This window comes from Streptomyces sp. NBC_00631 (genome assembly GCF_045206895.1).
Lineage (GTDB): Bacteria > Actinomycetota > Actinomycetes > Streptomycetales > Streptomycetaceae > Streptomyces.
Genome location: NZ_CP107734.1, coordinates 3,753,697 through 3,766,615, shown reverse-complemented (window position 1 = coordinate 3,766,615; position 12,919 = coordinate 3,753,697). Strand labels below are relative to the sequence as shown.

The following is a 12,919-nucleotide window of genomic DNA, read 5'->3' as shown; positions in this document are numbered from 1 at the left end:
AAAAAAAGAGCCGCATCCTTCAGTCCAGGAGCCGCAGTGCCTGTTCCGCCGCGTCCCGGACCCGGGCCGGTTCGGCCGACGCCTTGCCCACCAGCCGCAGGCCCTGGAGCAGTACCAGCAGGGTGCGGGCGAGGGCCAGCGGGTCGCGGCCGGCGGGCAGCTCGCCCTGGGCCCCGGCCCGGACCAGGGCGGTGTGCAGGACCGTCTCGACGCGGTCCCAGTTCTGTTGGACGCTGCGGGCCGCCGCCGGGTCGTGCGGGGCCAGTTCCGCCGCCGTGTTCGTGACCAGGCAGCCGCGCAGGCGCAGGTCGTCGGCGGCGGACTCGTCGGCGTACTGCCGTACCAGCGCGCGGACGGCCGGGAGGACCGGCCCCGGCTGGGAGAGGGCGTGCAGGAGGCCCGGGAGCCGGTCCTGCTGGTAGCGGTCCAGCGCCTTCAGGTACAGGTCGTGCTTGCTGCCGAAGGTCGCGTAGAGGCTGGCCCGGCCGATGCCCAGGTGCTCGACCAGGTCGGCCATCGAGGTTGCCTCGTAGCCGCGCCGCCAGAACAGCTCCAGGGCTGCCAGCAGCGCGGCGTCGGGATCGAACTCCTTGCTCCTGGCCATGTGCCAGAGCCTAGGATTTTCTGGAACGGTCAGTCAAGCTTCCAGGGGGAGGAGGTCTCAGGCCGCCCGTACCTCGTAGGCCGCCACCCCTACCGCCTCGTCGTCCAGGCACGCGCCGGTCTCCAGGTCGAAGCGCTGCTTCAGCAGCGGGGAGGCCACGAACGGGCGGCCCTGGTGGGTGCCGGTCAGCCCGCGGGAGAGGACCGCCGCGCCACCGAACGGGTCGCGGTTGTCGATGGCGTACAGGCGGTCGGTGCGGTCGCGGAAGACGGCGACCTGACGGCCGTCCGGGAGGAGTACGGCCACACCCCGGCCGGGAGTCAGCTGGTTCAGGTCGCAGACCGTGAACCAGCTGTCCGTCAGCTGGAGCTGGACCTTCAGGTCGGTGGTCTCGGGTGCCAGGGTCATCGCTGGGTGCTTCCTTCCAGGACGTCCGCCGTGCGGTCCGCGCGGCGCAGGCCGATGGACAGCAGCGGCAGGTCGGGCTTCATCTGGTCACGCTCGGGCACGAAGCCGACGACCGGGTCGGGGGTGTCCGGGGCGTTGACGAAGGACACGAACCGGGCGAGCTTCTCGGGGTTGTCGATGGTGGTCGCCCACTCGTCGGCGTAGTTGGCGACGTGCGCCGCCATCAGCGACTCCAGCTCCTCGCAGATGCCGAGGGAGTCCTCGACCACCACGTCACGGACGTGGTCGAGGCCGCCCGGGATCCGCTCCAGCCAGGTCGACGTGCGCTCCAGGCGGTCGGCGGTGCGGATGTAGAACATCAGGAAACGGTCGATCAGCCGGATCAGTTCGGCGTCGGAGAGGTCCTGGGCGAGCAGGTCCGCGTGGCGCGGGGTGGCGCCGCCGTTGCCGCCGACGTACAGGTTCCAGCCGGCCGCGGTGGCGATCACGCCGAAGTCCTTCGACTGGGCCTCCGCGCACTCGCGGGCGCAGCCCGACACCGCCGACTTGAGCTTGTGCGGCGACCTGAGCCCCCGGTAGCGCAGCTCCAGGTCGATCGCCATCCGGACCGAGTCCTGGACGCCGTAACGGCACCAGGTGGACCCCACACAGGACTTGACGGTCCGCAGGGCCTTTCCGTACGCGTGGCCCGACTCGAAGCCGGCGTCCACCAACCGCATCCAGATCAGCGGGAGCTGTTCGACCCGCGCGCCGAACATGTCGATGCGCTGGCCGCCGGTGATCTTCGTGTAGAGGCCGAAGTCGCGGGCGATCTCGCCGATCGTGATCAGGCCCTCGGGGGTGATCTCACCGCCGGGGATGCGCGGGACGACCGAGTACGAGCCGTTCTTCTGGAGGTTGGCGAGGAAGTGGTCGTTGCTGTCCTGGAGCGCCGCCTGTTCGCCGTCCAGGACGTAACCGCTCGCGCCGATCGTCGGGGCGAGGGAAGCGATGATCGACGCCACCGCCGGCTTGCAGACCTCGCAGCCGTCGCCGCCCCGGGCGCCCTCGCGGCCGTACCGGTCGAGGAGGTCCTGGTAGGTGTTGATGCGCAGGGCGAGGACGATCTCGTACAGCTCCTCGCGGGTCTGCCCGAAGCAGCCGCACAGGCCCTTGTCGACCTCGACGCCGGACGCCTCCAGCTCCGCCGTGACCAGCTGACCGATCACCTTGACGCAACTGCCGCAGCCGGTACCGGCCTTGGTGCACTTCTTCACCTCCGGCACGGTGGTGCAGGAGTGCTCGGTCACCGCGCCGCGGATCGTGCCCTTGCTGACGTTGTGGCAGGAACAGATGATCGCCTCGTCCGGCAGGGCCGACGGGCCGAGCTGCGCGCCGCCGCTCGCGCCGGCCGGCAGCACCAGCGACTCGGGGGAGACCGGCGGCACCGAACCGGTGAAGGCCTTCAGGGTGCCGTACGCGTCCGCGTCGCCGACCAGGATGCCGCCGAGCAGGGTGCCGTCCCGGGCGATGACCAGCTTCTTGTACAGGCCCGAACGGGAGTCGGAGTAGACGACGTCCAGGCAGTCCTCGGCCGTGCCGTGCGCGTCCCCGAAGGAGGCCACGTCCACGCCGAGCAGCTTCAGCTTGGTGGACAGGTCGGCGCCGGTGAAGGCGGCCTCGTCGGACGCGATGGTCGCCGCGGCCGTCTCGGCCTGCTCGTAACCCGGCGCCACCAGCCCGTACACCCGGCCGTCCGCCGCCAGCGCGCACTCGCCGATCGCGAAGACGTGCGGGTCACTGACGGTACGGCACTGCTCGTCGACCGTGATGCCACCGCGTTCGCCGACCGTCAGACCGCAGTCCCGGGCGAGCTGGTCCCGCGGCCGGACACCGGCGCTGAACACCACCAGGTCGGTGGCGAGTTCGGATCCGTCGGACAGCTTCATGCCCGTCACGGCGCCGTCGGAGCCGACCACGATCTCCTGGGTGCCGACGCCCGTGTGGACCGTCAGGCCCATCTCCTCGATGGTGCGCAGCAGGGCCGCGCCACCGCCCTCGTCCACCTGCACCGGCATCAGCCGCGGCGCGAACTCCACGATGTGGGAGGTGAGTCCGAGCCCCTTCAGCGCGCCGGCCGCCTCCAGGCCGAGCAGTCCGCCGCCGACCACGGCACCTGTCGATGCCGTCTTCGCGTACTCCTCGATCGCGAGCAGGTCCTCGATCGTGCGGTAGACGAAGCAGCCGGCCGCGTCCTTGTTGGGGACCGGCGGCACGAACGGGTAGGAGCCGGTGGCGAGCACGAGCGTGTCGTACGCGAAGACCCTGCCGGACCTGGCCGTCACCGTCCGCGCCGCGCGGTCGATCGTCTCCGCCGGGTCGCCGACGTACAGCTCGATGCCGTGGGCGGCGATGAACTCCATGTCGGTCATGGAGAGTTCGTCGGGGGTCTTGCCCGAGAAGTACGAGGTGAGGGCGACGCGGTCGTACGCGGGACGCGGCTCCTCGCACAGCACGACCACGCGGTGCGTGGCGGTCAGACCGCGCTCGGCGAGGGCTTCGAGGAAGCGCTGGCCGACCATGCCGTGACCGACGAGCACGAGCGTGGGGGTGGCCCCGGGGGTGGTGGTCATCAGGAGCCTCCATCGTTGGTGAGCAGGTGGAGCAGAGGGGGGAGCGGGCGGCGCGGCGGCGGGAGCACGCGGTGGTGGGCGTGGGAGCCGGTGGCCGGGGCCGGTGTGTCGTATGCGATCGCCGTGCCGTCCGCGCGGCCGGCGCCACGGGCGGTCACCTCGGGGGCGTCGCGGCGGCCGGCCGGCACCTCGGCGCGGAGCGCCCTGCCGTACCGGCGGTGCTCCTCGTCGCCCACGGGCGTCCCGGACGGCACGGAGGTGCCGTCGAGCGCGCCGGGTCGCCGGGCGGGACGGGCACCCGCGGGGCCGGCGCCGATCACCACCACACGCGTATTCGAGGTCATGTCTAGGAGCGTGCGGGGCCGACGTTACCCGGCCGCATCACTCCTGTTTCCCGCGAGGAACGCTGCCCTCTTCGGGCGAGGGGCTTGGGTGTGAGGGGTCCGGGGGCGGAGCGGTGCGGGCTGTGAGGTGGGGGAAACGCGGGGCGGCGACGGGGGTGGCCACGCCGGGGAACGGTTGTGTACGTCGTTCACGCACGCCCTCCGCGGAAGGCCTGCGCGCGGAGGTCTCCGTGCACGTCGTCTCGGACCGCGGCCGGCCGATGGTGGCTCGGCGCCCCGGCGCCCCGGCGACCCGGTGACCCGGTGGTCCTGCGGCCTCGGTGACCCGGTGGTCCTGCGGCCTCGGTGACCCGGTGACCCGGTGACCCGGTGACCCGGCGGCCTCGGTGACCCGGTGGCCTCGGTGGCCCGGTGGTCCGGTTGTCCCGCGGCGCAGGTGGCCCGGTGGCCTCGGTGGTCCTGCGGCCCCGGCGGCCCGGTTGTCCCGTGGCCTCGGTGGCCTTGGTGACCCCGGGGCCTTGATGACCCCGGTGACCCCGGGGCACCGGCCTGCCTCGTCAGCGGCTGCCGGTCAGGTGGGCGAAGACGACGACGTTCCCCTGGTAGCCGGTCGTGCGTGAGTAGCCACCGCCGCAGGTGATGACGCGGAGCTCGGGGCGTTTCGCGGCGCCGTACACCTTCTCGTCGGGGAAGTCACGGGCCTGGTAGACCTCCACCGCGTCGACGCTGAACACGGCGACGCTCCTGTCCCGCCGGTCCACCTCGATGGTCGCGCCGCGCCGGAGGGCGCCGAGGTCGTAGAAGACGGCGGGGCCCTCGGTGTTGTCGACGTGCCCGGCGACGATCGCCGTGCCCCTCTCGCCGGGGGTGGTGCCGGCCTCGTACCAGCCGGCGAGGTTCTTCTCCGTGGCGGGCGGGACGTCGAGGCTGCCGGCGGGGGTGAGGGCGAGGCCCATGAGGGGGGCGTTCACGCGGATGGCGGGGATGCGGATGCGGGTGGGCGGGGAGGGGGAGAGCGCGGGGGCTTCGAGGCGTTCCTCGCCGGGGTCGGGGCGGCCCTCGGCGGCGGACGGCTGGGGCGGCGGGGTGCGCGGTCCGCTGCCGGGGCCGAGCAGCCAGACACCGGAGCAGAGGGCTATGACGCTTACGGTGGCTATCGCGGCGTCCCCGATCCTGCGCATGCGAACCCCTCTCCCCATCTCCCTGAGGTGACCCCCTACCCCCTCCGGGCCGCGAGGGGCGTCGGACCCGGAGGGGGTGGGATGTGCGGTACCGGCGGACGGACAGCGGAGGGTGTCCGTCAGATCACATCGCCTCTCGCCCGGCGATGCAGGAGCCAGGTACCGCCCGCGGCGGCGACGGCCAGAGCCGCCACGCCCGCCGCGGTCTGCACGGGGTCGGAGCCAAGAGCGCCACCGACCCCCGTCTTCACACTGCCGTGGGGCTGCAGCTGCTGCCCCGCGGCCGGCGCCAGTGCCACCACCAGGTCCCCGGTCACCTGCCGGTTCCCCTCGGCGCACTTCGCGACGATCTCGTACGTCCCCGGTTGCGCGCTGGGCGGCACCTGGAACTGCCCGATCGCCTCGCCCTCGTGCGTACTGGGTGCAAGGGTGAACTGGCCGGCGCCGACCGCACTGGCGTCCCCGACCGCCGTTCCCTTCTCGCCGCACGCCGCCGTGTTCACGGTGACCTGGGCACCTGCCGCCGCCGTCGACGGGTACACGTCGAGGCTGCCGGTGCCGCCGCCGTACGCCGGCGCGACGGCGAGTCCGACGGTGGCCACGGCCAGCGCGGTCCCGGTCAGCACACGGTCGGTGCGTCGCATGGTGCTCCCTCGGTCGAGGTCGTCCACTCCCTTGCTCTACCGAGGTAAAAGCCAACCGCCCGGCCCCGCTCCCTGAGACACCGTCAGTTTTGGGATGAACGGGTGTCACGGCGAGAGCCCGCGAGGTCGGTTGAGGGGGAATCCGAGCAGGTCAAGGGGGTTGCGCGAGCGCAAGTATGAAGAACACACGAATGGTGGGGGCGGGGGGAGTGAACGGGTGACCCTGGCCGGCCCGGCCGAGGGCGCCGTCAGGCCTCTCCTCCGGGGGCGTCTCCCGTGTCCGGGTCGGACGACGGGTGGGGGGCCGCCAGGCGGGGTCTGGGGACGTGCGGGTCCAGGGGCAGCCCGACCGTGTTTTTCAGGAACTGCCGGGTGGTGTAGGCGACGACCTCGGGCAGCACCCTGGTGAAGGACTTGAGGGTGGGTACGCCGTTGACGGCGATCCGGGTGTCGCTGCGCCGGGCCCGCTCCAGGGCCGTCGGCATCACCCGCTCCAGTTCCCCGGCGAGCCGGCGGCCGTGCTCCCCGTGGTTCTGGAGATCGGCCCGGGAGCGCGGCACGATCGCGCTCACCCAGGGGCTGGCGTAGGCGTCGAATGTCCTCAGTCTGCTGCGGCGTTCCTCGTCGCCCAGCGCCCACTGGTCCACGAGCAGGATGGTCGGTCCGGGGACGTCATCGGCGTCTCCGGTCAGGTTCTCGTCGTCGAAACTGGAGACGGTCACCCGGTAGTCCAGGGAACGGATCAGTTCCTCGGCGAAGGCGGGCAACGGCCGTGCTGACTCCGCGTAGTACGGGTTCCAGTCCAGCGCGTCGTCGCCGTACGACCTGGGGTCGCGGTCGGCGGGCACGGTGTCCCGGGTGGGTGCCAGAACGGTCAGCCGGATGTGCCGCGGTCCGGTGCCGCGCGGTTTGAAGGCGCTCGGCGTGCTCTCGTAGTCCCGGGGGCGGCCGGGCGGCAGCCCGGACTCGCGGGCCGCCTGCACGATGCGCTCGGCGAGGCCGAACACGGTCTCGTCGTACTCGTCGCGCAGCCGGCTGAGCTTGATCAGCCCGTAGATCCCGTTGCTGAGGTACCGCCCGCTCGACGACACGTTCTCGACGTGGATGTGCCGTACCGAGTCCGGCAGTTCACGCATGTCGACGCGCGTCCACAGAGCGGGCACGATGGCCGAGGCGGTGGCCGCCCCGGTGGTCCTGGCGTTCAGCATCCGTTCGTGGAAGGCGTACCACTCGCGGCCGCACATCTCGCTGGAGAAGTAGCGCGGCGAGAACAGCGGCACGAACACCCGGCACGTAGCGAGGTTCTCGCTCAGCTTCTCGGGCCAGCCCTCCCCGGAGCGCATCTCCCGGTCCATGAACCCGGCCGGGCAGCCCGCGGGCAGGTCGGTGAGCGCCATGATATGGCTGCACAGGTCGTTGAACAGGACCCGCACCCAGTGGTCCGGATCGTCGCCGCCCGGGCCCCACGGCGGGGTGTGGGCGTACGACAGGAAGAAGTACGGTCGCTTGTGGGGCTCCGGAGGAAACCATCCCGCCGACGTCAGGCGCGGTCCCGCCCCGATCGGCGGGGACGGAGACCGCTCCTCCCTCGCCTCGACCGCTGTCCGGTCCGGGGCAGCCGTGTCCTCCTGTCTGACCAGCCCGAGCATCTCCAGAGTGTGCCGGGACGCCTGGGCGAATGCCTGGATCTCCGCCTGGATCCCGGTGGTCGCTGCCGGGTCGTGTGCCATGGACGGGATCTGCCGGCTTCTGCCCTCCAGGGCGGCCACATGGCGGTTGAGTGCCTCGGTGATCCGCCACATCTCGTGCTGCGCGAGGTACTGCTGCAGCTGCCGGCGCACCGGCTCGGACAGGCTCAGCTCGGTCGTTCCGTCGTGGCCGGTACCGAGCGAGAAGAGCCCGCTGACGAGGACCTCCGCGACGTCCGCCGTAGACGCCTCGGGCACCAGCTCCTGCCGGATGAGGTGCAGCAGGCGGATGCTCAGCCTGCTGAACGTGGAGCACAGGACGGCAAGGCGCACCGCCGGTGCGGACGCGGTCCGTACGAAGTCGTCCGCTGTCACCGTTCGCAGCCTGCCGCGAACGGCGCTCGCGGGCCGTCCCCAGGAAGGCACGAGTACGGCCCCGCATCCTTCGGGAGCCCGTCGCATCACCGTGCGGGACCAGCGGTCGAGCGTGTGCGGGGACAGCGACAGGACGGGGACGGGCTGCCATCCGTCGTCATGCGCCGCCTCCCCGTCGGGCAGCAACGGCGGCCTGTCGAAGGAGAGCCGGGCGTTGACCGCACCGGGCGTCGCCGAGAAGACGCGAACCGTCGGCAGATCGAGTCCCGTTCTGCGCCACAGCTTCACCGGCAGCGGATTGAGCAGCGCGACGGGCGTCGAGGTGGCCCACTCGCGCAGTAACCGCCATACGGCACCGTCCCGCCAGCCGGCGGCCGCGCAGTCGGAGACCACGATGACCAGCCGTCGGCCGTCGGCGGAGCGAAGCCGCCCGTGGCTCATGGGCTCGGCTTGCCGGTCGCTGAGTTCAGGCCCGCTGTCCGTGAGGAGCAGGTCGCACATCTGGAGTGTGCGAAAGGCGCCGAGCCGGTCCAGCACGGCCGCGAAGGCGGTGACGGTCTCCTGCCACACCCGCATCGCGGGCGACCGGTCCACCACCACGGTCACGTCGAACCACCGTTCCGGCTCGGGGCCGAAGACCGGCAGCAGCTCTCCGCTGCGGGCGTAACCGTCCACGGTGGCGTCGATGTCCAGAACCAGTCGGCGGCCCCGTGGCCAGCGGCGCTTCCACGGCCGCACGGCACGCCCGGTCTCCAGCGCCAGCGGCAGGGCCGCCGCCTGTGGCACGGCCACCGCGTCACCGGGAATCCGGACGTCGGTCTCGGCGCGGCGCTCATGGAGGTCTTCCGCCCGGGCCCCGGGCTGCGGATCGGTACCGGGCGCGTCGGCCGCCTGCGTGGGGGACGTGTTCTCGGGCAGGTCCGACGCGGACGGCCTGGCCCACTCGCTCGTGTTCCCGTCGATCCGTGAGGCCAGCCACAGCGCGTCGGCCAGATCCATGGCGCCCCAGTCCGGCGCGACGGTGGTCAGCGTGGTGAGAAGCCGTGCCAGCGGGTCGTTCTCCGGCGCGACGTGATCAGGCACGGGACAGCTCTCGCAGCACGAGGGCCATCACCGCTGCCCCGTCCTCACCGGTCAGTCCGGACGGTCCCGTCAGCAGGTGAATCGCGTTCAGGAGCTGGTCGACGGCGAGGCTCTCACCTGCCGCGACCCGTTGCACGAACGACTTGATCAACTCGTCCACCGTGCCGGCACGGTCCTCGTCGACGCTCGTCCGCAGGTGTGCCTCGACCACCTTGCGCAGAGCCTCCACAGAAGGCTTCGGCATGGTGAACCGGATGCAACGCCTCAGGAAGGCCGCCGGAAAGTCCCGCTCGCCGTTGCTCGTCATCACGATGAAGGGGAATTGCCGGCACTGAACACGTCCTCGGTGCACGGACGTGGTGTCGTCGCTGCGCCACTGGCGTACCTCGACGGTGTCGTCGGTCTCCGTGTACCGGGCCAGTTCGGGGATCTCGAAGTCGCCGCGTTCCAGTACGTCGAGCAGGTCGCTCGGCAGGTCCAGATCGCTCTTGTCGATCTCGTCGATGAGGAGTGCGCGCGGGCGGCCCACCGCGACGAGCGCCGTGCCCAGCGGCCCCAGTTCCAGGAAGGGCCCGATGTCGTCGTGGCCGCCGAGCCGCTGGGCGTGGATCCGGCCGAGGGCGTCGTACCGGTAGAGGGACTCGCTCAAGGTGCTGCGGGAGGTGATGTGCCAGCGCAGCACCTCGCCGAGTTTCAGTTCCGCGGCGACCTGTTCGATCACCGTGGACTTGCCGGACCCCGCCGCGCCGGTCAACAGCAGCGGGCGGCGCAGGGCCAGCGCGGCGTTGACGGCATTGATCAAACCGGGCGGCGGTTGGAACTCCTTGTGCAGGGCTTGCCGGGGAAAGCTCCGCCACGGCGGCGGATCCCCGAGCTCGACGTCGCGCGGGACACCGTCCCCGACGTAGAAGGGTTGCCAGGTCATGAGGCGTTCTCCCCCGTCACGGTGTACTGCCCGAACCAGTCGCAGAAGTCGAGCCACTCTGCGTCGTGCCAGATCGTGCGCCACTGCGCCAGTTGCTCCCGGCCGTCGGGCTGCCCAGGCGCTTTCCTCCGCCAGCTGCACCGGTAGGCCTCGCAGAACTCCGCCGGCAGGAGGTGCCAGAACTTGTCGAGGCTGGCCTGGAACCCCTCCCTTGTGCAGTCCTCGACGCCGGGCCACAGCACGATCGGGGCGTAGGCCAGGAGCGTCTCCATGAGTTGCTCGAAGCGCGGCGGCCGGTGCGCCAGCGCGACGGCGCGGTCGAATTCGCCTCGCCCCAGCCGTTCCTTCAACTCGTCGGCGCGGGCCATGTCCTGCTCACCGAGCCAGTCGACGGGGGCCTGCCCCGCTCCCCACGCGGTGATCTGTTCCAGCCGGTCACGGGCGCTGTCGTTGATCCACCACAGGTGCTGGGGCGGGCAGAGCCGCTCGCTCCAGCGCAACAGGACGTTGTACCGGAAGCCCAGCAGCTCGCCGAAGGACGTCAGCTCGGGCCGCCAGCGCAACAGCAGCGCGGCCGAGGCGGCTATGTCCACGGAACGCGGACGCACCCCGATCTTCCGGGCTTCCGTGGACGCCCATCTCACCGCGCGCTCCAGTTCGCGCTCGACGCCCTGCTGGGTGGGCGGACAGGCGAACCGGCCCTCGTGGGCGAACACCTCACCCCGGTCCAGCAGCCATGCCTCCAGGGTCTCGGGCCACTGGTCGGCCACGGCGGCGTGCAGACTGACGACGAGCCGCAGCCGGGCCTCGGTGCCGCGCCGGCCCAGTGCGTCGAAGGCCTCGTCGAGTTCGACCCGTACGCCGATCGAGGTCGCCCAGGCGCGGAGCTGCGGATGCTGCGCCGTGAGTCCGTCGTCGACGGCCAGTGCGGCGACGAAGTGCGCGAGTCTGGCGTTTCTCGCTTCGGCGTCACCCGGCGCGTGCAGTCGCAGGTACTCCACGGCGTCCGTGAGCAACGCCGTGCCCGCGCTCCCGGGCAGGGGCGCCGCGGGCCGACCCACCGCCAGCCACAGGGCGCGGCGTAGCCGTTCCGATGTGAGGGGGCGCTCTCCTGGCCATGCGGAGAGGAAGTCGACGGTGCGGACACCGTCCAGGGTGCCGTGCACGACACGCAGCGCCCAGGCCAGCGTCGCGGAGTCGTCGTGCTCCCGTGCTTGCAGGAGGCCGGCGTGCAGTCGGCGGAGCGCGTCGGCTCCGGACACCGGTTCCGGAAGCAGGGACATTCCGCCCAGCGGCTCCAGAGCGCGTCGCAGTTCGGCGGTGGCCCGGGGACCGAGCGCGGATCCGCCCAGCCGGTGGCTCGCGTTGCGGGCGAGCCACAGAGGCCGGCCGAACCTGGCCCCTTCGTAGCTCACGTGTCGCGCGTCCTGCCCCGGGACGGCGTCCCGTACCGCGCGGAGCACGGTCGTGGGATGCAGCAGCTCACCGGCGCCGACGATGCCTTCGGTGAGGACGCGCGAGATGCCCCGGGAGAAGGCGAGCCCGTGGGCCGTCTGCGCGGCACTGACCCCCGTCAGCATCGCAAAATCCGCCGCGCCCCTGCGCACGCCCCCATCGAATGCCCTGAGGTCGGGCAGCCCCCCTCCCGCGTGGCAGGTGTCGACGAGGAGGATGACCCCGGGCAGTCCGGGTGTCTCCAGGGTGCGCGTGAAGATTTCCCCGACGTTCACCGCGGACCCGGTGACGTCCCTGCGCGAGTCGCCCGCCATCAGGAAAAGGGTCGGATTCCTGCCCGAGATGATCCCGTGACCGATCAGGGCGACCATGAGGACGGCCTGATCGGCTGCCGCTGCCGAGGCCGCCTCACGGAGCACGCCTTCGACGAGGGCCTGGCTGACAGAGGCGCCGTGCAGCGGCGACGAACCAGAGACGGGGCTCGGCCTGCAGGCACCGGTCCACTCGTCGGTGAGCGCCCGGTAGAGGTCCTGGGCCACGACGTCCAGTTCGTCGAGCACCTCCAGTTCGGCGCACTGCGGCGCGATGACGAGCGCGTGTCTGCGCGTGACCGGCCCGGTCATGACGCGGTGGCTCTCTCGATCGCCTCGATCACGGGGCCTGCCACTCCTGGCTGGGCCAGGTATTTCACGGCTGGGTGCACCCAGGGGCCGTCCGAGTCGATCCGCCTGCTGCGGGGCAGGACACCCTGGTGATTGGGCAGAAGTGTCTTCTCCAGCCGGGGCCGGACGGCTATGAAGTCGTCCTTGTCCCAGAAGTTGAGCCATCTGCCGACCGATTCGGGAACTCTCAACGGCTGGGGCCGGACTCGCCGACCGACGACCGCGCGCATTCCGATGGGCGAGCCCAGGGTGACGAACAGGGGAACCTTTACGTCGTGTGTGTGGAGCGCCTCCAGCGCTACCACCGTACCCAGCGAATGGGCCAGCACGATCGTGGGAACGCCGGAGTCCAGTTCCTGGTCGAGGCAGCGGCGGACCCGGGTGTCGAGGGTCGTTCCCGTACCGTCCTGCTCCGCGCGCCGCAGGTATCGGGTGACCTGACGCAGCTGACCCACCATCAAACCTGCGCTGGCCCAGGTGCCGACCGTGCGCAGTCCTGGTGCGGACAGGAGCGTGTTCGCGCAGTCCAGGACCTGCCTGACGACCGCACCGGCACCTTGTGCTCCGCCGTCGGGGTCAAGCTGGGCCTGGGCGTGCCGGAGCGGTGCAGCTTCCTGCTCGTCGGTGGACTCGGCCAGCCATTCGGTCACCGCCTCCCGGAAGAGTTCACGGATGAGCTCGGCCTCGGCCGCGTCGCAGCTCTCCGGATCGTCCAGGTGGTCGGAGTCTCCGCCCTGCTCCTGAGGGCGGCCGAACAGGTGGCCGTAGTACACGAACCGTGCGTCGGCCGCCCACCCCTGAGTCAGGTCGAGGAACCGCCGTGCATGTCCCGCGTGGCGGCCTCCCTCGGCCAGCGCCCGCAGCCATGAGTCGAGTTCGGCGGCCGGATTGCGAGGGCCGCCCACGCCGTGCACGAAGAGCAAACGCGGCTTCATGCT

The 12,919-nt window shown here is 71.6% G+C and carries 10 protein-coding genes; all 10 read right to left on the bottom strand.

Annotated features, from left to right (window positions below):
• Positions 1-19 precede the first annotated feature (19 nt).
• The 10 genes from OHB00_RS17235 to OHB00_RS17190 all read right to left on the bottom strand — a co-directional run bounded on the left by OHB00_RS17235 (position 20) and on the right by OHB00_RS17190 (position 12,916).
• Positions 20-604 (bottom strand): TetR/AcrR family transcriptional regulator, encoded by a 585-nt coding sequence (locus tag OHB00_RS17235; protein WP_406435785.1) that lies wholly within the window; start codon positions 602-604, stop codon positions 20-22.
• Between the two features lie 57 nt (positions 605-661).
• A complete protein-coding gene (nirD, locus tag OHB00_RS17230) occupies positions 662-1,012 on the bottom strand; it encodes a nitrite reductase small subunit NirD (RefSeq protein WP_406435784.1) in 351 nt (116 codons plus the stop codon).
• Positions 1,009-3,624, bottom strand: a complete 2,616-nt coding sequence (nirB, locus tag OHB00_RS17225) for a nitrite reductase large subunit NirB (RefSeq protein WP_406435783.1) — start codon at positions 3,622-3,624, stop codon at positions 1,009-1,011. Before nirB ends, nirD begins: the two co-directional genes overlap by 4 nt.
• Positions 3,624-3,968 (bottom strand): hypothetical protein, encoded by a 345-nt coding sequence (locus tag OHB00_RS17220; RefSeq protein WP_406435782.1) that lies wholly within the window; start codon positions 3,966-3,968, stop codon positions 3,624-3,626. The genes nirB and OHB00_RS17220 overlap by 1 nt, the downstream gene beginning before the upstream one ends.
• Positions 3,969-4,525: 557 nt before the next feature.
• Positions 4,526-5,149 (bottom strand): class F sortase, encoded by a 624-nt coding sequence (locus OHB00_RS17215; RefSeq protein ID WP_406435781.1) that lies wholly within the window; start codon positions 5,147-5,149, stop codon positions 4,526-4,528.
• Positions 5,150-5,268: 119 nt separating this feature from the next.
• A complete protein-coding gene (locus OHB00_RS17210; protein ID WP_406435780.1) occupies positions 5,269-5,793 on the bottom strand; it encodes a hypothetical protein in 525 nt (174 codons plus the stop codon).
• Between the two features lie 248 nt (positions 5,794-6,041).
• Positions 6,042-8,939, bottom strand: a complete 2,898-nt coding sequence (locus OHB00_RS17205) for a TIR-like protein FxsC (protein WP_406435779.1) — start codon at positions 8,937-8,939, stop codon at positions 6,042-6,044.
• Entirely contained in the window at positions 8,932-9,864 is a 933-nt protein-coding gene (locus OHB00_RS17200) for an AAA family ATPase (protein ID WP_406435778.1), read from the bottom strand. Before OHB00_RS17200 ends, OHB00_RS17205 begins: the two co-directional genes overlap by 8 nt.
• Complete coding sequence (locus OHB00_RS17195) at positions 9,861-11,942, bottom strand: hypothetical protein (protein WP_406435777.1); 2,082 nt, start codon at positions 11,940-11,942, stop codon at positions 9,861-9,863. Before OHB00_RS17195 ends, OHB00_RS17200 begins: the two co-directional genes overlap by 4 nt.
• On the bottom strand, positions 11,939-12,916 hold the full coding sequence (locus OHB00_RS17190; RefSeq protein ID WP_406435776.1) for an alpha/beta hydrolase: 978 nt from the start codon (positions 12,914-12,916) through the stop codon (positions 11,939-11,941). The genes OHB00_RS17195 and OHB00_RS17190 overlap by 4 nt, the downstream gene beginning before the upstream one ends.
• Positions 12,917-12,919: the final 3 nt, after the last annotated feature.